Source organism: Streptomyces sp. NBC_01296 (assembly GCF_035984415.1).
GTDB lineage: Bacteria > Actinomycetota > Actinomycetes > Streptomycetales > Streptomycetaceae > Streptomyces.
The window spans coordinates 1648526-1669822 of sequence record NZ_CP130720.1 but is presented as its reverse complement, the minus strand read 5'-3'; the positions used below and the strand labels follow the sequence as shown (position 1 = coordinate 1669822).

Below are 21297 nucleotides of genomic sequence, written 5' to 3'. Positions count from 1 at the left end.
ACTGGTCCTTCTCGTCTGTTCGGGTGCGCGAGGGGGCGCGAGAGGGCCCGCGGGTACGGCGGGTACGCGGCACGCGGGTATGCGAGTGGGGGCGGGGGTGCGGGTACGGGATCCGGCGGCCGGAGCGGGCCGGGAGGCCGGCGGCCGTGGGCCGGGCGCCGCCCGCGGCTACAGCGAGCGCTCGGCCGCGGTTCCGGCGAGCTCGCACAGCGCGGACCGCGCCTCCGCGGGCATCGGTACGGCGTCCAGCGCGGCGGCGGCCCGGGCGATGCGCTCCCGGATCATGTCCTCGACCTGCTGCCGGGCCCCGCAGCGCTCCATCAACTCGCGTACGGCCGCGGCCTCTTCGCCGCCGAGGTCGGGCCGGCCGACCAGCTTGGCGAGCAGCCGCCGGTCGTCGGCGCCGGCCGCCGCAACGGTCAGGGCGAGCAGCGCGGTCGGTTTGCCGTCCCGCAGGTCGTCCACGTTCGATTTCCCGGTCCTGGCCGGGTCACCGAAGGTGCCCAGCAGGTCGTCGCGCAGCTGGAAGGCCTCGCCGAGCGGGAGCCCGTACGCGGAGAAGGCGTCCAGCAGGGCGCGGGAGCCCCCGCCGAGGGTGGCGCCCAGGTGCAGCGGCCGCTCGACGGTGTACTTGGCCGTCTTGAAGCGGGCCACCTCCAACGACTCCGCGACCTGCGGCTCCCGGGCCGGCTGGGCCCGGGTGCGCAGCACCTCCAGGAACTCGCCCGCCATCGTCTCGCGCAGCAGGGTGGCCCAGAGGGGGACGGTCCGGGCCAGGTAGGCGCCGGGCAGTCCGCAGGAGCTGAAGACGTGTCCGGCGTACCCCATCAGAAGGTCGCCGAGGATCATCGCGAGGGCGGTGGAGCGCTGCCCGGCGGCGGCGAAGGCGGCGTGCGCGGTGAGCCGGCCGTGCCGCATCCGGCTGTCGTCGATGATGTCGTCGTGGGTGCAGGCGGCGGCGTGGACGAGCTCCATCGCGGCCGCGGCCCGGATCACGCCCTCGCAGTCGGGCTGCCCCGCCGCCCGCCAGCCCCAGTACAGGTACGCGGCCCGGATCCGCTTCCCGCTCGCCAGCGAGCGGCGCAACTGCTCGGACAGCGGGAAGAGTTCGACGTGCAGCCCGAGCAGTGCCTGCTCCTCCTCGTCGGCCAGCCGGACCAGCACCTCGTCGATGCGCTCCTTGAAGCCGGTGTGGTCATGCACGGGGGTGGCCCTCGCCGGCGACCCGCTCGGCGGCCCGCCGGGCCATGGTCTCCAGGTGGTTCTCCGCTCCCGCGCCCGACCTGCGGGTGGCCAGCTCGCCGCGCTTGCGCAGTTCCACGACCCCGTCCGTGAGCAGGTCCCGCAGGTCGGGGCGGCGCAGTACGTCCTGGGCCCGGTCGGCGGACTGCCGTAACTGGTCGAGGGCCAGATCGGCGACCCCGGCGGCGAGGAGCGTCAGCAGCTCCAGGGTCACGGCGGGCTTGCGGTCGTCGGTGGGCTCGTGGTCCCCGGCGGGCGGGGCATCGTCCTGCGCGGCGCCCTCAGGCCCGGGCCGTGCGGGATGCCCGGGCTGCCCGGGCCGTTCGTGTCCGGTCTGGGACATGCGCGGTGCACTCCTGCTGGCGTCAGGCCGTCGCGGCGTCGGAAGGGGCGGCCGCCGGATGCTCCGACGGCCGCCCCTGATCGTTCCGGACAGTCAACCGAGTGCCGTGCCGCGCGTCGAACCGCAGGAGGGTTTCTCCCTCGCACGAGCACCGGGATTCCCACGGGCGGGTGATGATCAGCGCATGATCCGACCGCCGCCGCGCCGGGTGGTGTAGAAGGTCAGCGGACGGCCCCCTCCCAGGACTTCAGCGCCGCGGCGACGGCCGTGGCCAGGCCGTGCGGATCCCCGCTCGGGCCGTTCGCCCCGCTCGGGTGCCGGGTGGTGCGCCGGGCCCAGTCTTCCTCGTACGCGTGCCAGTCGATCTCCCGGGGCGCCGCCCGCCGGACCAGCGACTCCTCGAGCGTCTCGAAGTAGGCCGCCCAGCGGGGCGCGTACAACTCCCCGATCAGCCCGCTCCATTCGCGGTTCGCGTAGTCGTGCAGGAAGCCGCCCTCGCTGGTGCTGCGCCGGCCCCACACGCTCAGGATCGAGCGGGCGTCGTACTCGTAGCGGTCCTGCTCGGCTTCGTCGGCGCCCCAGGAGCGGGCCGCGGAGAGCCAGTTGCCGAGGAGGAAGTTCGGGTCGGAGCCGGTGACTTTATCCAACTTCCGCTCCCCGTCCGCCCATTGGCCGGTCAGCTCGCGGAACCGGGTCAGGTCCCTGGCCTCGTAGGCCGCCTTGATCTTCGGCAGCAGCACCCGCGAGTGGTTGGCGAGGGCCTGCCGGGCGGTGTCCACCAGGTCGAAGCGGTAGGCACTGGAGCCGCGGAGCTTCGGATCCACCTTGAGCAGGTGGTCCAGGGCCCGGCGGACGGAATCGGCCGGGTAGCGCATCGACTTGGGGCTCCAGTACGCCGCCCCCGCCGCGGTCAGGCCGGGCCGGGCGGTGAACAGGCTGTCCTGGGACTCCGACCACAGGCCCGAGGAGGTGCTGTACGGGCCGGTGCGCAGCTCCTCCCAGGCGGCCGCGGCCTCCTTGTCGGGCCGTCCGTACCGGCGGCCCGCGAAATCGGCGAACCACTTGCGCTGGTCGATCGTCCCGGGCTCCCAGGCGAGATCGGTGAACAGGTCGAACGCGGCCGGGTTGGTGCCGGTGGCCTCCGGCAGGTAGGCGATGCCCTTCAGCGCGCTGCCGGCCTTGGCCCGCCAGGGGCCGAACCGCTCGATCCACACGGAGGTGTTGGCGCCGATCGTGGTGTGCCCGCCGAAGTTGTGGATCGTGCCCATCGCGTACGGGGCCCCGCCCCAGCGCGCCTCGCGGTCCAGGCGGTTGTAGCGGTCGGACAGCCCGTCGAGGATCAGCAGCTTCGAGGTGTCCAACCCGGCGAGCAGCTCCGCCTTCGGGCTGTCCTGCCAGCCCAGCACCGCCCACATAGCGCCCGGATGCGCGGCGTGCAGCGCCGACTGGACGGCGCCGGCGGCCGCTTTCACGTCGACGCCGCCCGCTTTCCCGCCCTCGTGCAGCGGGCTCATCCGGTACATCGTGCTGTCCCCGAACACGGCGCGCTGCTCCGCGTAGTACGCGGCGGCCAGCTTCCCGAACACCGGCGAGGACGGCTCCAGCCAGTCGGGCCGGTCGAAGCCCGCCCAGTCGCCCTGCGCCACCGTCGTCCCGCCCGGGTTGCGGGCGGCGAACCCCGGCGGCACCGTGCCGAAGTAGCCGGGCAGCACCGGGGTCATGCCGAGCCCGCGCAGCTGCTCGGCGATCCGCCCGCCGAGCTCGGCGCGCTCCTGCATCAGCCGCTCGGAGACCGGGCCGCCGAAGCCGCTCAGGTTCTGCAGCAGCCACCAGCTCTGGTGGCCGGGGCCGGGGATCCACTCGCGCAGCTCGGCGGCGGAGTAGCCGAAGCCCTGGAGCGCCCGGTAGTAGGGGTACTCGGCGCCGGCCTGTACGAACACCTCGTTGATGCCATGCAGGGCGAGCAGGTCGATCTGCCGCTGGTGCTGCTCGAAGGTGCGGTACGGGCCCGAGTAGCCGTCGTCGGTGTCGTTGAGAGCGTAACGGTGCGGGACGAGCGCGCTGCGGGTGACCGGCGCGGGCACGGCGGGCAGCCGCGCGGGCAGCATGCCGATGCTGTCGCCGGGCCAGCCGATGTCGGCCCCGGCGACGTGCTGGAGGTACCAGCCGACGCCGGTGAGCAGGGTGGCCCCGGTGGACCCGCGCACGGTGATCGCGCCTGCCGAGCCGGACACGGTGAACCGGTCGGCGCCGGCGGCCGGATCGGGTACGAGGGTGAACTGGGCTGCGTGGCGCGGCAGCAGCCGCTCCAGCGCCGCCCGCGCGGGCCCGGCGTCGAAGGCCCGGGACTCCGGCGCGCCGGGGGAGCCTTGGTGTGCCGCTGCCCCGCGCGCATGGTTCGGTGCGGGGGCCGACGCGCCGGCCGGGCCGGCCGGGCCGGCCAGTGCGGGGGAGCCGGCGCCGAGCAGGGCCGCCAGGGTGGCGAGGGCGACCCGGTGGCGCAGCTGTGCGCGCCGCCGGCGCCGGGGCGGGGAGTTCGTCATCCGATGAGTCACCGTTCCGTGGTCTGGTCCGGGTCTGATCCGGGCCCCGTCCCGTGCCGGGCCCGCGGGTCCGGTCCGGTCTGGTCGTGCGGCGTGCTGCGTCATGGGCCGGTGGCCCGCTGCGAGAGCGGGGCCGCCGTCGGGCTGCCGTCCGGGTCGGCTCCCGACGGCGGCCCGGCGGGTCGTCAGACCGGCAGGGACCAGGCCTGGTCGACCCGGTGCTCGCCGCACTCGGCCAGCCGCAGCCGCTCGGCCGGGGCGTCCGGGGTGGCGGCCGCGGCGGGGGCCGTCAGGCACAGCCCGCTCAGGTCCTCGACGAGGGCTCCGTCCCGGCGGTGCGTCCAGTGCCGGCCCGGCTCCCCGGGCGCGCAGGCGGCCAGTTCCACGAGGCCTTCCTCGCTCGCCGACAGGCATTTGCCGGTCAGGCGTACGCTCGCGTCGGATCCGAGGACCCAGCGCTGGTCCGCGGCCGCGGTGCACGGCGAAAGGACCACCGCGCCCACCCCGGTGGTGTTGACCCCGTCCGCGCACTGGGCGCCGTTCCCGGTGATCTGCCCGGTAGGCCGGGCCTCGGCGCACCCCTCGTGCGGGGTGAGCCGGAAGACCGCCGTGTCGTGCGCGGCCAGCTTCCCGGTCAGGGAGGTCGAGACCTCGGTGCTCTTGCCGCTCCACAGGTCCTTGGCGTCGACCGTGCAGGAGTACAGCCCGATGTCGGAGAGCGGTACGGAGATGTCCCGGGTGCTGCCGGACCGGTTGAGCACGGCGACGGCGCGGTCGCCGTTGGCCAGCGGCCGGGCCAGCACCTCGAAGGTGGCGTTGGCGGAGAGCACCGCGCCCTGGCGGCCCATCGGGTCCTGGTCCAGCGCGATCAGGTCGGTGTTGCCCAGGGCGGCCAGCCCGGCCGGGGTGAGCTTCGAGACGTCGGAGGACAGGATGAACGGGGCCGCCATCATCGCCCACAGGCCCACCTGGCTGCGGCTCTCGGCCTCGGTGAGCCCGGGGGCGCCCGCGATGAGGAAATCGGGGTCGTTCCAGTTGCCGGGGCCCGCGTACCGGCCGAGCCAGCGGTTGTAGCCGTAGTTGCCCAGCACCGAGCTCCACCGGGAGGTTGCCGGGGCGGTCGCGTTGTAGACCTTGATGTCCTTGCCCTCGCGCCACAGCTGGCCGGTCTCGCCGACCCAGCCGAGGACCTTGTGCCAGTCGGAGCCGCCCCACTCGCCCTGCTGGAAGTAGGCGGGGGCGGAGGCCGAGAGGACCATGGCGCGGCCGCTCGCGCGCAGGCCTTCGGAGACGGCGTTGTACGCGTCGCGGTACGCCTGCTCCTTCGTCTTCCCGGGCGGCACCCACAGGTTGCAGCCGTCCATCTTGACGTAGTCGACCTTCCACGACGCGAACTGCCGGGCGTCCTGGGCGTAGTGGTCCGGGCCGCCGCCGTCGGGGGAGCCGCTGCCGGGGTGGCGCTCGCAGGTGAGGGAGCCCGCGTCCTCGTAGATGCCGAACTTCAGGCCCTTGTCGTGCAGGTACTCGCCGAGCCAGGCCATGCCGTGCGGGAACTTCTGCGTGTCGACGACCAGGCTGCCGTCCGCGTCCCGGCTCTTGGTCATCCAGCAGTCGTCGACGGTCACCGTGTCGTAGCCCTTGGCGGCGAGGCCCCTGGACACCAGTGCGTCGGCGTTCGCGACCACCTTGGCCTCGTCGATGTCGCACATGTAGTGCGCCCAGTTGTTCCAGCCCATGGGCGGGGTGAGCGCGAGCGGGCTGTCCGAGGTCGCGTAGGGCTCGGCCGCCGCGGGGGCGGGGGCGAGGCAGAGGGCGAGCAGGGCGGCCGCGGTCAGGCAGGGGAGCGACGCACGCAGGCGAGGCGGCACGGAGACTCCTTGAGGTGGGGCTGCAGTGCGCTCAGTGCAGCGGTGCGACTACCCGCTGTCAACATAAGTCGATGGTTATGTCTCAATGACCAGCAATATGGCCGTAGTCGACGTCACACGATCGGGGAGGGATGGTGGCGATACGTCGTATGTTCCATTGTCTGATACGGTGTATCTCATGCCGAGGAGATCAGCCGCCCTGGACCGCGCGACGCCCGATGCGATCGCTGCCGCCGCCCTGCGCCTCCTCGACGAGGAGGGGCCGAACGCGCTGAGCTTCCGCGCTCTGGCCGACCGGCTCGAGGTCTCCCACGCCACCGTCCAGCGCCGCTGCACCGACCTCGCCGGACTGCTCGACCTGTGCACCGAGCACCTCGCCGGGCAACTGCCCGAGATCCCGGCCGGGACCGGCTGGGCCGAGGCCACCGAGCTGCGGTTCACCGCCCTCTACCGGCTGCTCACCGCCCACCCCGGGCTGCTGGTGCTCCGCGGGGGCCGCCCCTGGCTCGGCCGCCGGCTGCTGGCCCGGCTGGTCGAGCCCGCGCTCGCCGACAGCGTGGCCGCCGGGATGACCGCCGCCGAGGCGATGACCGCCTACCGCCGCATGTACCTGCTCACCCTCGGCAGCGCCGCCTTCGTGGACCACCGGGATCCGGCCGGAGCCACCGCCGCCTCGCGGGCGGCCCTCGCCGCGCTGGATCCGGAGCGGTTCCCCGTGCTCTCGGGCGGGCTGGCCGACGTACTGCCGGCCCTGACCGACCACGAGGTGTACTACGGCGCACTGCGCCAGCTGATCGAGGCCAACCGGCCTGCCGCCGCCTGAAGCCCGAAGCCCGAAGCGCGAAGCGCGAAGCCCGAAGGGACCCCGTGATGGACGTCATGGAACAGCAGCTCGACTACGCCGCCGTACGCGCCGCCGCCGACCGGACGGCCGGCTCGGTCCGCCCGGTCGCGGTGGTGCCGGCCGCCGAGGGCCTCTGGTACGCGCTGGAGTACCTCCAGCACACCGGGTCCTTCAAGGCCCGCGGCGCCCGCAACTTCCTGGCCGCGCACCGCGAGGCGGGCACCCTCCCGGACGCGGGCGTCACCATCGCCTCCGGCGGCAACGCGGGCCTCGCCTGCGCCTGGGCGGCCCGCGCGCAGTCCGTCCCCGCCACGGTCTTCCTGCCCGCCAACGCGCCCCGCGTGAAGGTGGAGCGGCTGCGCGGCTACGGCGCCGACGTACGGCTCGTCGGCGACCGGTACGCCGAAGCGCTGGCCGCGTGCGAGGAGTTCGCGGCGGCCAGCGGCGCCCTGAGCAGCCACGCGTACGACCACCCGCTCATCGCGGCGGGCGCGGGCACCCTGCTGGACGAGATCCGGGCCGCGCTGCCCGGTCTGGACACCGTGGTCGTCGCGGTCGGCGGCGGCGGACTGTTCGCCGGTGTCGCCGCCGCGGCGCGCGAGCACGGCGTACGGGTCGTCGCGGCCGAGCCGGAGAACTGCCGGGCCCTGAACGCGGCCTTGGAGGCGGGCTGGCTCGTCGACGTGGCCGTGGACTCGGTCGCGGCCGACTCGCTGGGCGCCACCCGCGTCTCGGCTGCTGCGCTGGCCGCCGCTCAGGAGGAGAACGTACGGTCCGTCCTGGTCCCGGACGCGGCGATCACCGCAGCCCGGCGCGCACTGTGGGAGGAGCACCGGATCGTGGTGGAGGCGGGCGCGGCCACGGCCCTGGCGGCCGTCCGGACTTCGCCCGAGCCGCTGGGCGAGCGGGTGGCCGTCGTCCTGTGCGGCGCGAACACCGACCCCGCGGACCTGACACCCCCCGGAAACTGACGGTCGCGGAGGCGCCGGGCGTCAGCGAGCCCCCGCCAACCTGAAGGCGCCGGGTCGAAACATGCTCGACGGGATCACCCGTGCGGGGGATCATGCGGGGGTGTCCCCGATCGAAGCAGCAGCCGATGACCTGCAGGATCTCGCCGTTCTCTGGAGTATCGGCGAGGCCCGCGCGCACGATGTCGTTGAGGCCGCCTGCGCAGCACTCGTTGCCGGACTCGACAGCCCGGCACTCCGCATTCTGGCCGGATACACACGCGCCGAGGCGGATTACGACGTGCCGCACCTGCTTCCCGTCGTACTCGCCGAGCTGGACCTCGTGTTCTACCCGCGCGACAGCGAGGCCGGGCAGGAAGCTGCCGTGCGCGCGCTCGCCCACCAGCTGCTGGCGGGCAAGCTGACACCGCGAGACCTTGCCTTGCGAATCCACCAGCGGTTCGGTCATCAACTGCCACTGGCGGAGCGCCTTGCCGAGCTTGATGACGAGTACGACATCGTCAAGTACGGGGACAGGGCGTTCGCCCAGCTCGATGCCGAGGTCACGGCCGAAGCCCGGCTTCTGGCGCACGGCCGGCCCGAATACAAACGACTTTCGTAGGTTGGTGGAGGCTCAGTCTTCGTCCGCGCCCTCGCGTACGACGACCACGGTGCTCGCCGCGTACTGCACCACCTGCTGGCTCACCGAGCCGAGCAGGGCCCCCTTGAAACCGCCGTAGCCCCGGGTGCCGACCACCGTCAGGTCCGCCTCCTTGGAGGCGTCCACCAGCACCTGGGCCGGCGAACCCTGTTCGACCCGGCGGAAGAGGGGAACGCCGGGCGAGGTGCCGACGGCCGAGGCCACGGTGTCCGCGAGCTTCTGGCGGGCCGTCTCCTCGGCGCCGACCGGATCGCCCGGCGCGCCCGCGCCCGCATCCGCGCCCGTGCCCGGGCCCAGGGCGAACGGATTGGTGTTCCACTCCCAGCTCATGACGGCGTGCACCCGCCCGCCGATGGCCTTGGCCTGGGCAACGGCCCAGCGCAGGGCCTCCTTGGAGTGGTTCGAACCGTCCACGCCGACGACGATCAGAGGCTCGATGGTCTCGCTCACGATGGGTTCCTCTCGTTTCGTCCGTATCGTCCTCTCCTCTTGTATACACGGATGAGGGGGTCCGACCTCGAACGACGATCGTTGCGGGCACCGAAGACTTTGGAGGACGGCGCACGGTCCCCGTGGCCCCCGAAGATCTGGGTGACAGCGAGGACCGGCAAGGTACGGAGGAACGGACGTGGCACAGCGCAAGGGCTGTCTGATCGGCTGCGGAGTGGTGCTGGTGCTCGGCATCGCGGCCGTTGCGGCAGTGGTCTTCGGGGTGGGGAAGGTCGTCGATGCCGCCGGGAAGACCCTGCTCGAACCGGACGGCAGGGCCGCTAGGTAAACCGCATTAGTGCGTCGCTTCTCGAACCAGCCTTAAAGAGTCAACATCTGACGTCAGAACAGGTTGTTATGGAATCGATATCACCTCGGACCGGTTAAGAACTAAAGCGCATTAGTGCAGGTCGCTGCGGTGTTGACTCCGCGACTTTCCTCTGCCTGTCGGCCTGGTGTCGCAATGTGGGACCTACGGGTACCCGCCCATCGGGACATTGGCCGCATTGACGCGATCGAGATGTGGGGTCAGCGTGGGCTGCGCGCTCCGGCAGTGAGGCCGGAACTCCCCTGAAGGTGGCGACGATGACCCGTTCGAACGCGACCCGTACAGCCATCGCCACGCTCGTGGCCGGCACGCTCCTCTCGGTCTGCGCCTGCGGAGTGAGCGGGGGCGCCGCAGAGGTGCCGGAGGCGAAGAAGAGCGGCAAGGTGGCCGGCGAGATCACCTTCCGCACCCTCCAGCTCAAGCCCAAGTTCACGGCGTACGTCCAAGGCGTCATCGACGCCTTCGAGAAGAAGTACCCCGAGGCCAAGGTCAGATGGGAGGACGTGCCCGGCGACGGCTACAACGAGAAGCTCGTCGCCGACGCCCAGGCCGGAGCCCTCCCCGACGTGGTCAACCTGTCCACCGACTCCTTCCAGCTCCTCGGCGACCGCGGCCTGCTCGCCGACGTCGCGGGGCTCGACCCCGAGGTCGCCAAGGAGTACGTCCCCGGGTCCTGGGAGCAGTTCAAGCTCCCGGGGAAGGGCGACGGCGTGTACGCGTATCCCTGGTACGTGACCCCGGAGATCCTCACGTACAACAAGGAGCTCTTCGAGAAGTCCGGCCTGGACCCCGCACAACCGCCGACCAGCGTCGAGCAGTTCTTCGACTACGCAGACAAGATCGCCGCGGCGTCGGGCGGCCGGTACTCCGCCTTCATGGCCGACCCCAAGGGCCGGCTGCCCGGGGACTGGCAGAAGATGGGCGTGCCGATCCTGAACGAGCAGCAGGACCGGTTCGTCTTCGACACCCCCAAGGCCGTCGAGTGGGTCGAACGGATGAAGGACCTGTACGCCAAGGGCGCCATGCCCAAGGAGTCCCTCCTCAAGTCCGACGACATCAACCAGCTCTACGGCGGCGGCAAGCTCGTCTTCGGACCCGGCTCCCCGGGCTTCGTCAAGGACATCAAGCAGAACGCCCCGCAGATCTACGCCGGCACGCAGGTCGCGGGGGCCGTCACCGGCAAGCTCGGCCACATCGGCATCTACGCCCAGTCGCTCGGCATCAAGAAGGACACCAAACACCTCGACGCGGCGAGCGAGTTCGCCAAGTGGGTCACCAACGGCCCCAACCAGGTGGAGTTCTCCAAGAACGCGACCATCTACCCGTCCAACGCCCGGGGCCTGGCCGATCCGCGCTTCGCGGACCGGGGCGACGGCAGGGACGCCGAGACGGTCGCCCGCGCGATCGGCGCCGAGCAGCTGAAGAGTGCCGCACTCGACGCCAACACCCCCGTCCAGTGGACGAACCAGGTCGGCGACGCGGTCGTCCGCGAGATGCAGAAGGCGATCCAGGGCGAGCAGGACCCGAAGACGGCCGTGCGCAAGGCCCAGGAGGAGGCGAACCAGCTGCTCGCCAAGTCGGCGCAGAAATGACGCCCGCCGCCGGACGGCGCCGCAAGGCCCTCGCGGCCATGGAGGTCGAGACCGGGCTGGTCCACCGCAGGTGGTGGACCCCCTACCTCTTCCTCGCCCCCGGCCTGCTGATGGTGGCGCTGTTCAGCCTCTGGCCGTTCGTCAACACCGTCATCCTCTCCTTCACCGACGCCCAGATCCTGCGCGGCGGCACGTTCGTCGGCTTCGACAACTACACCCGCGCCTTCGCCGACCCCGACTTCTGGACCGCCACCGGCAACAGCGTCCTGTACCTCGTGGTCGTCGTACCGTGCCTGGTCCTCCTCCCGCTGGCCTTGGCCGTGCTCGTCCAGGCGGAGATACCCGGCATCGGGTTCTTCCGCTCCGCCTTCTACACCCCGGTGATCGCCTCGGCCGTGGTCGTCGGCCTGATCTGGCAGTGGGTGCTGCGCAGCGACGGGCTCGTCAACACCGTGTTCCGGAAGCTGAGCCTCGTCTCGGAACCGATCCCGTTCCTGACGGACAGCACCATGCTGCTCGTCTCCGCGATGATCGTGACCGTGTGGAAGGGCCTCGGCTACTACATGGTGTTCTACCTCGCCGCCCTCGGGAACGTGCCGGCCTCGCTGTACGAGGCGGCGGCCCTCGACGGGGCCGGCCCGGTGCGCCGCTTCTTCAGCATCACCGTCCCCCAGGTGAAGCCGATGATGCTGCTGGTCGGCACGCTCTCCGCCATCTCCGCGCTGCGCGTCTTCACCGAGATCTACATCCTCGGCGGCGAGAGCGGCGGCCCCGGCGGCGGCGCCCGCACGCTGCCCTTCCTCATCCGGCAGGTCGGCCTCGGCTTCTCCGGCGAGACCGGCTACGCCTCCGCCCTCTCGATCCTGCTGTTCCTGCTGACCCTGGTCTTCAGCCTGCTGGGCCGCCGCCTGTCGAAGGGGGACGAGAGTTGACCACCGCGCCCCGCGGGCGACTCGGGCTCGCCGTCCGGTACACCACGCTGGTCGTGATGCTCGTCGTGATGCTCGGCCCGATCGTCTGGCAGTTCCTGACCTCGATCCGCGGCCGTACCGAGAACGTGTACGACGGTGTGCTTCCCTCGCAGCCCACCCTCGACAACTACGTCCTCGTCGCCGACTCGTTCCCGCTGCTCCAGTACGTCGGCAACACCCTGGTGGTGGCCGTCCTCGCGATCACCTCGAACATGCTGTTCGCCGCGATGGGCGGGTACGCCCTGTCCCGGGCCGGGTGGAAGGGCCGCAAGAGCGTCTTCACGGTGCTCGTGGCCACCCTCATGTTCCCCTTCGAGTCCGTGATGATCTCGATGTTCCTGACCGTCCGCGAGATGGGCCTGGTCGACACCCTCGTCGGCGTGTGGCTCCCCGGCGCGGTCTCCGTCCTCAACATCATGATCATGCGCTCGGCGTTCCTCGCCGTGCCCAAGGAGGTGGAGGAGTCCGCGGTCCTGGACGGCGCCGACGAGTGGAACCGGTTCACCCGGCTCTTCCTCCCCGCCGCCAAGGGGGCCCTGGCCGTCGTCTGCATCACCAGTTTCATGGGCGCCTGGGACGACTTCCTCTGGCCCCTGCTGGTCCTCACCAACAGCGACCACTACACGCTCCAGCTCGGCCTGAAGACCCTGGCCGGCGCCAGCACCACCAACGACCAGCGGATCATCGCCGCCGGCGCGATGGCGGCGCTCCTCCCGATGATGCTGCTCTTCTTCGCCCTCCAGCGTTTCTTCTTCAAGGGAGTGGGCGAGGGAGCCGTCAAGACCTGAGTCCCGCCGCCACACGACCTGCCGTCATACGAACCCTCCCTCCCTTGGAGCAGCCGTCATGCACGACGACCGCAGCATCACCGAACACCGCCTGCGCCGGGTCCTCAAGGAGCGCATCAAGCCCGCCGTCCACTCGCGGCCGGTCCCGCTGGAGATCGGGCGCTGGGAGGCCCCGGGCGAACCCGTGCCGGTCGCCGAGGGTCTGGCGGCCCCGTACGGGCCCTGCGCGATCGGCGAGACGTGGGGCCCGGCCTGGGGCACCACCTGGTTCAAGGTCACCGGCACCGTCCCGGCCGACTGGGCGGGCCGTACGGTCGAGGCCGTCCTCGACCTCGGCTTCGACCGGATGATGCCCGGCTTCCAGTGCGAGGGACTCGTCCACCGGGCCGACGGAAGCGAGGTCAAGGCCCTCAACCCGTACAACGACTGGGTGCGCGTCACCGACTCGGCGGCCGGCGGCGAGCAGGTCGAGTGGTACGTCGAGGCGGCCTCCAACCCGGTCCTGGTCGACCACTGCGTGACGTACGAGGGCGACCGGCAGACCAGCGGCAACCAGACCCTGTACCGGCTCGCCCGGATGGACCTCGCCGTCTTCGAGACCGAGGTCTGGGAACTCGTCCAGGACCTGGAGGTCCTCCACGACCTCATGCTGCAGCTCGGCGAGGCCGACGCCCGCCGGTACGAGATCCTGCGCGCCCTCGACGCCGCCCTCGACGCGGTGGACCCGGGCGACGTCCCCGGGACGGCGGCCGCCGCCCGCGCGCGGCTCGCCGGGGTGCTCGCCGCTCCCGCCAACGCCTCCGCGCACCGGATCAGCGCGGTCGGCCACGCCCACATCGACTCCGCCTGGCTGTGGCCGCTGCGCGAGACGGTCCGCAAGGTCTCCCGGACCGCGTCCAACATGGTCAACCTGATGGACGCGCACCCCGAGTTCGTCTTCGCCATGTCGCAGGCGCAGCAGCTCGACTGGATCAAGACCCACCGGCCCGAGCTCTTCGAGCGGATCAAGAAGAAGATCGCGGACGGGCAGTTCGTACCCGTCGGCGGCATGTGGGTGGAGTCCGACACCAACATGGTCGGCGGCGAGGCCATGGCCCGCCAGTTCCTGTACGGGAAGAAGTTCTTCCTGGACGAGTTCGGCATCGAGACCCGCAACGTCTGGCTGCCCGACTCCTTCGGGTACACCGCCGCGATGCCGCAGATCGTCAAGCTCTCCGGTTCGAAGTGGTTCCTGACGCAGAAGATCTCCTGGTCGCAGGTGAACAAGTTCCCGCACCACACCTTCTGGTGGGAGGGCATCGACGGCACCCGCGTCTTCACCCACTTCCCGCCCGTCGACACCTACAACAGCGACCTCGGCGGCGCCCAGCTCGCCCACGCGGCCCGCAACTACCAGGAAAAGGGCTGGGGTTCACGCTCTCTGGCCCCCTTCGGCTGGGGCGACGGCGGCGGCGGCCCCACCCGCGAACACCTGGCCCGGGCCCGGCGGCAGCGGGACCTCGAAGGGTCCCCGCGCGTGGAGGTCGAGCGGCCCGACGCCTTCTTCGAGAAGGCGCACGCCGAGTACGCGGACGCGCCCGTCTGGGCCGGCGAGCTGTACCTGGAGCTGCACCGCGGCACCTACACCTCGCAGGCCAAGACCAAGCAGGGCAACCGGCACAGCGAATCGCTGCTGCGCGAGGCCGAGTTGTGGGCGGCGAGCGCCGCGGTCCGGGTGCCGGGGTACGGGTACCCGTACGAGGACCTGGAGCGGATCTGGAAGACCGTGCTGCTGCACCAGTTCCACGACATCCTGCCCGGATCGTCCATCGCCTGGGTGCACCGGGAGGCGCGCGCGACGTACGCGGCCGCACGCGAGGAGCTGCGCGGGATCACCCTGGCGGCGCAGCTGGCCCTGGCGGGGAAGGGCACGGCGGAGCTCGTCTTCAACTGCGCGCCGCACGCCCGGCGCGGTGTCCCGGCGGGCGGCGCGGGCCTGCCGCAGGGGGCGGCGCAGCCCGTCACCGTCGAGGAGCGGCACGGCGGGGGGCACGTCCTCGCCAACGGGCGGCTGCTGGTGGAGATCGACGGCCGCGGGCTGATCGTGTCGGCGTACGACCTGGAGGCGCGCCGGGAGGCGCTGGCCCCGGGGCGGGCCGGGAACCTGCTCCAGATCCACCCCGACTTCCCGAACATGTGGGACGCGTGGGACATCGACGCGTTCTACCGCAACAGCGTGACCGACCTGGTCGAGCTGGACGCGCTGGAGGTGGCCGAGGCCGGCCCGGACGCGGTGACCGTCCGCGTCGCCCGCTCCTTCGGCCGCTCGACGGCGGTCCAGTCGATCACCCTGCGGGCCGGGGCCAAGACGGTGGACCTGGTCACGGAGGTGGAGTGGCACGAGACGGAGAAGTTCCTGAAGGCCGCCTTCCCGCTCGACGTGAAGGCCGAACGGTCCGCCTCGGAGACCCAGTTCGGGCACGTGTACCGGGCGACCCACACCAACACCTCGTGGGAGGCCGCCAAGTTCGAGATCTGCGCGCACCGGTGGATCCACGTGGAGGAGCCGGGATGGGGGACGGCGATCCTCAACGACTCCACGTACGGCCACGACGTGACCCGCGACGTGCGGCCGGACGGGGGCCAGACCACCACGGTCCGACTCTCCCTCCTGCGGGCCCCGCGCTACCCCGACCCGGAGACCGACCAGGGCTCCCACACCCTGCGGGTCTCCCTCGCACCGGGCGCGGGGATCGGGGACGCGGTGCGCGAGGGCCACGCGCTGAACCTCCCGGAGCGGGTGGTCCACGGGGCGGCCCCGGTGGCCCCGCTGCTGGCCGTGGACAACGACGCGGTGGTGGTCGAGGCGGTCAAACTGGCCGAGGACCGCAGCGGCGACGTGATCGTCCGCCTCTACGAATCCCGCGGAGGCCGCGCGACGGCGTCCCTGAAGGCGGATTTCCGGATCGCGGAGGCGTTCGAAACCGACCTCCTGGAACGGCCGCTGCCGGGTCCGGCAGTCGCTGCTCCCGCGGCGGACGGCGCGGTCGCGCTCACCCTGCGCCCCTTCCAGATCGTCACGGTCCGCCTCCACCGCGCCTGACCGGCCGGGGCGGGGGAACCCGCCCTACACGGGCCCGGGTTCCGCGGCCGCGTCCTTTGCGAGGAAGTCCGTCACCGTCCGCGTGAACTCCTCGGGCGCCGCCGCGTGGATCAGGTGCCCGTACGGGAGGGTGATCAGGCGGGCGTCGGGGATGCGGGCGGTGATCTCGTCGAAGGAGGCGGCCGCGAGGTGGCTCGTGGGGCCGCCGTGGACGACGAGGGTGGGGGCGGTGATCCGCTCCAGGGCGGTCAGCCACGCGGGATCGGGCCGGTCGAGCTCCGGCCTGACGGCGAGCACCATCGCCCAGTCGAAGTCCAGCTCCCCCTCGGGCCGCACGGGGGCGGCGGACGCGCGGGGGAGCGGCGCGGGGGCGTCCTCCAGGACGAGCCGGCCGATCCGGTGCGGCTGCTCCGCCGCGACCAGGTACGCGACCACGCCGCCCAGCGAATGCCCGACCAGGTCGATCCGGTCCAGCCCCAGGGCGTCGAGGAAGCCCAGGACGTCGTCCCGCATCAGCTCCACCGAGTACCGTGCCGGCCGCCCGCTCAGGCCGTGCCCGCGCAGGTCGAGGGCGTACACGCGCCGGTCCCGCGCGAGTGCGTCCCGTACGAGGGCCCAGTCCTCGGCGCGCTCGCCCAGCGCGTGCAGCAGCACCACCGGCGGGTCGTCGCCCCCGGCGCCCGCCGCCTGGTACGCCAGCCGGATCCCGTTCACGGTCAAGGTGAGGTGTTCTGCCACCCGGGCGAGCGTACGTGGCGGCGCACGGGACGGCATGGACGGGGCTGTGCCGGTGACGCAGGGTCCTGGCTGCCCGCCCGCGTCGGCGGCCAGTGCGTCGAGGCAGTTCCGCTCCGCCGCGCCCGTTTCCGCGGCCCCGGTCACCGCCTGGTCCGTCGCCTTCGGCGTGGCGATGCTCGCCTCGCTGGTCTCCAGCCGGATGGGCGCCGCCGCCGATACGCAGGCCGGGCTGCGCGAGGCCACGCCGGTCGCCATGGCCTGCGACCTGCTCTTCGTCGTGGCGGCCGGCTTCGCCGTCGTCCTCGTACGGAAGGTCTCGGCCCTGCAGGCGCAGGCGTGAACTCCGCCACTTGGTTATGCACCTAGTTGCACAATCGGTCCTCCTCGCCTAGAACAGGTTCATCACCCCCGCGCGAGGAGGCGCCCCTCATGAGTTCCCAGAGCCGGTACCCGCACCTGCTGAGCCCCCTGGACCTCGGCTTCACCACCCTGCCGAACCGCGTGATCATGGGCTCCATGCACACCGGCCTCGAGGAGCACGCGGGCGGCTTCGAGCGCCTCGCCGCCTTCTACGCCGAGCGCGCCCGCGGCGGCGCCGGCCTGATCGTCACCGGCGGCATCGCCCCGAACGACGCCGGCCGCCCCTTCGAGGGGGGATCGCGCCTCACCACCGAGGAGGAGGCCGCCGAGCACCGGGTGATCACCGAGGCCGTGCACGCCGAGGGCGGGAAGATCGCCATGCAGATCCTCCACTTCGGCCGCTACGCCTACCACAAGGACCTGGTCGCCCCCAGCGCCCTCCAGGCCCCCATCAGCCCCTTCGTCCCGAACGAGCTCAGCGACATCGAGGTCGAGCGCACCGTCGAGGACTTCGTCCGCGCCGCCCGCCTCGCGAAGCTCGCCGGCTACGACGGCGTCGAGATCATGGGCTCCGAGGGCTACCTGATCAACGAGTTCATCGCCGCCGCCACCAACAAGCGCACCGACCGCTGGGGCGGCGCGTACGAGAACCGCGTGCGCTTCCCGCTGGAGATCGTCCGGCGCACCCGCGCGGCCGTCGGCGAGGACTTCATCCTCATCTACCGGCTCTCCATGCTGGACCTGATTCCCGGCGGCTCCACCCTCGACGAGGTCGTCCGCCTCGCCAAGGAGATCGAGGCGGCCGGCGCCACCATCATCAACACCGGCATCGGCTGGCACGAGGCCCGCATCCCCACCATCGCCACCTCCGTCCCCCGCGGCGCCTACACCTGGGTCACGAAGCGGCTGATGGGCGCGGTCTCCGTGCCGCTCGTCACCAGCAACCGCATCAACACCCCGGAGATCGCCGAGGAGCTGCTCGCCGACGGCCGCGCCGACCTGGTCTCGCTGGCCCGCCCCTTCCTCGCCGACGCCGACTTCGTCGCCAAGGCCGCCGCCGGCCGCTCCGAGACGATCAACACCTGCATCGGCTGCAACCAGGCCTGCCTCGACCACACCTTCAGCGGCAAGATCACCAGCTGCCTGGTCAACCCGCGCGCCTGCCACGAGACCGAACTCGTGCTGTCGCCCACGCAGCTGAAGAAGCGCGTCGCCGTCGTCGGCGCCGGTCCGGCCGGTCTCGCCTGCGCCGTCTCCGCCGCCGAACGCGGCCACGCCGTCACCCTCTTCGAGGCCTCCGGCCACATCGGCGGACAGCTCGACATCGCCCGCCGCATCCCGGGCAAGGAGGAGTTCGAGGAGACCATCCGCTACTTCGGCACCCAGCTCGCCGCCCGCGCCGTCGACGTCCGGCTGAACACCCGCGCCGACGTCGAGACCCTCCAGGGCTACGACGAGGTCGTCGTCGCCACCGGCGTCACCCCCCGCACCCCCGACATCGAGGGCGTCGACCACGCCAACGTCGTCACCTACCTCGACGTACTGCGCGACGGCGCCCCCGTCGGCGAGCGCGTCGCCGTCGTCGGCGCCGGCGGCATCGGCTTCGACGTCGCCGAGTTCCTCACCGACAGCGGCGAGGGCGCCTCCCAGGACCCCGAGACGTACTTCCGCCACTGGGGCGTCGACACCGCGTACACCGGCCCCGGCGGTCTCACCGCCCCCGAGCGGCCCGCGCCCCCGCGCCAGGTCCACCTCCTCCAGCGCAAGACCACCAAGGTCGGCGCCGGCCTCGGCACCACCACCGGCTGGATCCACCGCGCGGAGCTCAAGCACCGCGGGGTCGTCTCGGTCGCGGGTGCCACGTACGACCGGATCGACGACGAGGGCCTGCACATCACCGTCGGCGGCGAGCAGCGGCTCGTCCCCGCCGACACCGTGGTGCTCTGCACCGGCCAGGAACCGCGCCGCGACCTGTACGAGGCGCTGCTCGCGGCCGGCGGCCGGCCGCACCTGATCGGCGGCGCCGACGTGGCCGCCGAGCTGGACGCCAAGCGGGCGATCCGCCAGGGCACGGAACTGGCGGCGACGCTCTGAGCCCCTCGCTCTGATGCCGGCCCGCCGGGTCGGCCGGAGCGCGTACTGCCCTGACGGATCAATGCTGTTGTGCGGCCCGGACCGGGCCGCCACAATCTCCGGGTGACCCTGACACCCGCAGACGCAGACAAGATCCTCGCCGACAACTTCGCCCCCTGGGTGCTCGCCCTCGGGCTCAGCGTCCAGGAGGCGGACGAGCGGCACGCCGTACTGCGGCTGCCCTGGTCCGAGGCGCTGGCCCGGGACGGCGGGGGCCTGTCCGGGCAGGCCCTGATGGCCGCCGCCGACACCGCCACCGTCATCGCGATCTCCGCCGCGCGCGGGGCGTACGGGCCGATGACCACCGTCCAGCAGTCGACCAGCTTCCAGCGGCCGGTGCTCGGTACGGACGTGCTGATCGAGGTGCGGGTGACCAAGCTCGGCAAGCGGATGGCGTTCGCCGACATCACCATGACCCCCGAAGGGGCGCCGGAACCGGCCGCCACGGCGTCGACCGTCTACGCCCTGCTGGGCTAGTACCGGTGTCGGACCAGCACCCCCCGCTCTGGCGGAACCGGGACTTCAACGTCTTCTGGCTCGGTCAGGCGCTGTCCGTCCTCGGCGGATCGATCTCGCTGCTCGCGCTGCCCCTGCTGGTCCTCGACGCCACCGGGGACGTCGTCCAGATGGGCCTGATCACGGTCGTGACGGGGGTCACCGGCATTGCGACCGGGATGTTCGCCGGACACGTGGTGGACCGGACGGACCGGCGCCGCCTGATGATCACCTGCGATCTCGTCCGGGCGCTGCTGCTGGGCGCGGTGCCGCTCATCTGGCTGGCCGGACCGCGGATCTGGGTGCTGTACGTAGTGACGGCGCTGGTCACCGCCCTGAAGACGCTGTTCGACGTGGCGTACGTGACGGCGGTGCCAAACCTGGTGCGCGGCGAGGACCTGACCGCCGCCAACGGGCGGCTGATGGGAACCTTCGCCGTCGGGACCCTGTGCGGGCCGGCCGCCGCGGGGCTCATCGCCGGCGGGGTGGGCGCGGACTGGGCCCTGGGGGTGGACGGCGCGACCTTCCTGGTCTCGGCCGTGAGCCTGCGGTGGGTGGCCTTCGGGCGGGACGGAGCCGAGGAGTCGCGCGGCTCGAAGCCGCGTGCCGCCGAGTCCGGGAAGCTGCGGGAGATGTTCGTGGTGGGCTTCCGCTTCCTGTGGGCCCACCCGGTGCTGCGCCCGCTGACCGTGCTGCTCACGCTGCTGACCTTCGTCACCATGGGCGCCACCGACCTGCTGGTCTACCGGATCCAGGAGGAGCTCGGTCGCAGTGAGACCACCGTCGGCTTCGTCATCGCCGTGAGCGGGCTGGGCGTCGTCGGCGCGGCCTTCGCCGCCGGGCCGCTGCGCCGGACCTTCGGGTTCGGGGCCTGCTGGCTGGGCTCGGTCGCCATGATCGGCGTGGCGGTGGCGGGGACCGGCGTCAGCCGCAGCCTGCCGGTGATCGCCGTACTGGCCGCCGTGTTCATGTTCGGGATGACCCTCGGCGGGGTCTGCTCCATGACCCTGCGCCAGGAGGTGACCCCGGACCCGCTGCTCGGCCGCGTCACCTCCGCCTTCTGGACCGTGCACAACGCCTCGGGCCCGGTGGGCGCGGCCGCCCTCACGGTGCTGGCCGCCCGGCACGGGGTCCCGGCGGTCAGCGTGGCCGCCGGGGTCTTCTGCCTGCTGATCCTGGGCGCGGGGCTGCTGACCCCGCTGCGCGGCAGCCGGATCGCGGGTGCCCCGGGCGGGGACGCGGTCGCCGGATCCGCGGCCCGGCCGCCGGTCGGCGGCCCGCGGCGGCAGCGGCGGCCGTGACGCCGGTGAGCTGATCCGCCCCGTCCCACAGCCGGGCGGCGGCCGCGCGGCGCCGGGACCGCGCGGCGCGCGCACAGGGTGCGCGTCTGCGATCGTGGATCGCGGGGAAGCGTACGGAGGAGCAGTGATGTCCGGACAGTTCGAGGCGACCGTCGAGATCGACCGGCCCGTCGGGGAGGTGTTCGCGTACCTGGCCGACGGCCGCAACGACCCGAAGTTCAGCCCGCGGGTCCAGGAGATCACCCGTACTCCGGACGGCCCGACCGGCGTGGGCACGGTCTTCCGCAGCACGGTGAAGGACGCCGGGATGAAGACCGGCCGTGAATTCCGCATCACCGGCTTCGAGCCGCAGCGCTCCGTCCGCTGGACGGAGCAGAGCAAGAACCTGGTCACGGCGCAGGGCGGATACGACTTCGAAGCCCTGCCCGGCGACCGCACCCGGGTCCGCATCTTCAACACCCTCGAAGGGCACGGATTCGGGAAACTGCTGGTGGGCCTCGCGCTGAGCGCGGCACGCAAGGACGCCCCCGACTTCGGCCGCCGGATCAAGGCCGCCGTGGAGGCGTCCTGAG

19 protein-coding genes are annotated in these 21297 nt (G+C 72.3%); 13 read left to right on the top strand and 6 right to left on the bottom strand.

The window, feature by feature from the left end; genetic code table 11:
• Positions 1 to 168: 168 nt before the first annotated feature.
• The 4 genes from OG299_RS07880 to OG299_RS07865 all read right to left on the bottom strand — a co-directional run bounded on the left by OG299_RS07880 (position 169) and on the right by OG299_RS07865 (position 5996).
• Entirely contained in the window at positions 169 to 1203 is a 1035-nt protein-coding gene (locus tag OG299_RS07880; RefSeq protein WP_266635257.1) for a polyprenyl synthetase family protein, read from the bottom strand.
• Positions 1196 to 1585, bottom strand: coding sequence for a hypothetical protein (locus OG299_RS07875; RefSeq protein ID WP_327361032.1), 390 nt, complete (start codon positions 1583 to 1585; stop codon positions 1196 to 1198). Before OG299_RS07875 ends, OG299_RS07880 begins: the two co-directional genes overlap by 8 nt.
• 221 nt (positions 1586 to 1806) lie before the next feature.
• The gene (locus tag OG299_RS07870; RefSeq protein WP_327361031.1) at positions 1807 to 4128 is read right to left on the bottom strand and encodes an alpha-N-acetylglucosaminidase; all 2322 of its coding nucleotides are present in this window, start codon (positions 4126 to 4128) and stop codon (positions 1807 to 1809) included.
• Between the two features lie 185 nt (positions 4129 to 4313).
• Positions 4314 to 5996, bottom strand: a complete 1683-nt coding sequence (locus OG299_RS07865) for a ricin-type beta-trefoil lectin domain protein (protein WP_327361030.1) — start codon at positions 5994 to 5996, stop codon at positions 4314 to 4316.
• A gap of 178 nt (positions 5997 to 6174) precedes the next feature.
• Here OG299_RS07865 and OG299_RS07860 point away from each other — a divergent pair, with 178 nt between their 5' ends.
• The 3 genes from OG299_RS07860 (at position 6175) to OG299_RS07850 (ending at position 8409) form a co-directional block, all read left to right on the top strand.
• A complete protein-coding gene (locus OG299_RS07860; RefSeq protein ID WP_266635261.1) occupies positions 6175 to 6819 on the top strand; it encodes a TetR family transcriptional regulator in 645 nt (214 codons plus the stop codon).
• A 56-nt stretch (positions 6820 to 6875) separates the two neighbouring features.
• The gene (locus OG299_RS07855) at positions 6876 to 7811 is read left to right on the top strand and encodes a serine/threonine dehydratase (RefSeq protein WP_327364478.1); all 936 of its coding nucleotides are present in this window, start codon (positions 6876 to 6878) and stop codon (positions 7809 to 7811) included.
• 100 nt (positions 7812 to 7911) lie between these two features.
• Complete coding sequence (locus OG299_RS07850; RefSeq protein WP_266635262.1) at positions 7912 to 8409, top strand: hypothetical protein; 498 nt, start codon at positions 7912 to 7914, stop codon at positions 8407 to 8409.
• Between the two features lie 12 nt (positions 8410 to 8421).
• Here the strand turns inward: OG299_RS07850 and OG299_RS07845 are convergent, their stop codons facing one another.
• Positions 8422 to 8898 carry a universal stress protein gene (locus OG299_RS07845; protein ID WP_266635263.1) on the bottom strand — a complete coding sequence of 159 codons (477 nt, stop codon included), beginning with the start codon at positions 8896 to 8898 and terminating at the stop codon, positions 8422 to 8424.
• A gap of 178 nt (positions 8899 to 9076) precedes the next feature.
• On the opposite strand from OG299_RS07845, the gene OG299_RS07840 reads away from it, so the two are divergent.
• From OG299_RS07840 to OG299_RS07820, 5 genes are all read left to right on the top strand, one after another.
• On the top strand, positions 9077 to 9226 hold the full coding sequence (locus OG299_RS07840; RefSeq protein WP_327361028.1) for a hypothetical protein: 150 nt from the start codon (positions 9077 to 9079) through the stop codon (positions 9224 to 9226).
• Between the two features lie 296 nt (positions 9227 to 9522).
• Complete coding sequence (locus OG299_RS07835; RefSeq protein ID WP_327361027.1) at positions 9523 to 10857, top strand: ABC transporter substrate-binding protein; 1335 nt, start codon at positions 9523 to 9525, stop codon at positions 10855 to 10857.
• Positions 10854 to 11789 carry a carbohydrate ABC transporter permease gene (locus tag OG299_RS07830; RefSeq protein ID WP_406513164.1) on the top strand — a complete coding sequence of 312 codons (936 nt, stop codon included), beginning with the start codon at positions 10854 to 10856 and terminating at the stop codon, positions 11787 to 11789. Before OG299_RS07835 ends, OG299_RS07830 begins: the two co-directional genes overlap by 4 nt.
• Positions 11786 to 12616 (top strand): carbohydrate ABC transporter permease, encoded by an 831-nt coding sequence (locus tag OG299_RS07825; RefSeq protein WP_327361026.1) that lies wholly within the window; start codon positions 11786 to 11788, stop codon positions 12614 to 12616. Before OG299_RS07830 ends, OG299_RS07825 begins: the two co-directional genes overlap by 4 nt.
• A 58-nt stretch (positions 12617 to 12674) precedes the next feature.
• Positions 12675 to 15698 (top strand): alpha-mannosidase, encoded by a 3024-nt coding sequence (locus tag OG299_RS07820; RefSeq protein WP_327361025.1) that lies wholly within the window; start codon positions 12675 to 12677, stop codon positions 15696 to 15698.
• A gap of 24 nt (positions 15699 to 15722) precedes the next feature.
• Here OG299_RS07820 and OG299_RS07815 read toward each other — a convergent pair whose 3' ends face one another.
• Positions 15723 to 16436 carry an alpha/beta fold hydrolase gene (locus OG299_RS07815; protein WP_327361024.1) on the bottom strand — a complete coding sequence of 238 codons (714 nt, stop codon included), beginning with the start codon at positions 16434 to 16436 and terminating at the stop codon, positions 15723 to 15725.
• Positions 16437 to 16488: 52 nt separating this feature from the next.
• Between OG299_RS07815 and OG299_RS07810 the strand changes: the two genes are divergently transcribed.
• The 5 genes from OG299_RS07810 to OG299_RS07790 all read left to right on the top strand — a co-directional run bounded on the left by OG299_RS07810 (position 16489) and on the right by OG299_RS07790 (position 21296).
• A complete protein-coding gene (locus tag OG299_RS07810) occupies positions 16489 to 16776 on the top strand; it encodes a hypothetical protein (protein ID WP_327361023.1) in 288 nt (95 codons plus the stop codon).
• Between the two features lie 89 nt (positions 16777 to 16865).
• Complete coding sequence (locus OG299_RS07805) at positions 16866 to 18890, top strand: NADPH-dependent 2,4-dienoyl-CoA reductase (protein ID WP_266635270.1); 2025 nt, start codon at positions 16866 to 16868, stop codon at positions 18888 to 18890.
• 102 nt (positions 18891 to 18992) lie between these two features.
• Positions 18993 to 19406 carry a PaaI family thioesterase gene (locus OG299_RS07800; RefSeq protein WP_266635271.1) on the top strand — a complete coding sequence of 138 codons (414 nt, stop codon included), beginning with the start codon at positions 18993 to 18995 and terminating at the stop codon, positions 19404 to 19406.
• A 5-nt stretch (positions 19407 to 19411) separates the two neighbouring features.
• Positions 19412 to 20725, top strand: coding sequence for an MFS transporter (locus OG299_RS07795; protein WP_327361022.1), 1314 nt, complete (start codon positions 19412 to 19414; stop codon positions 20723 to 20725).
• A 127-nt stretch (positions 20726 to 20852) separates the two neighbouring features.
• Complete coding sequence (locus OG299_RS07790) at positions 20853 to 21296, top strand: SRPBCC family protein (protein ID WP_266635273.1); 444 nt, start codon at positions 20853 to 20855, stop codon at positions 21294 to 21296.
• Position 21297: the final 1 nt, after the last annotated feature.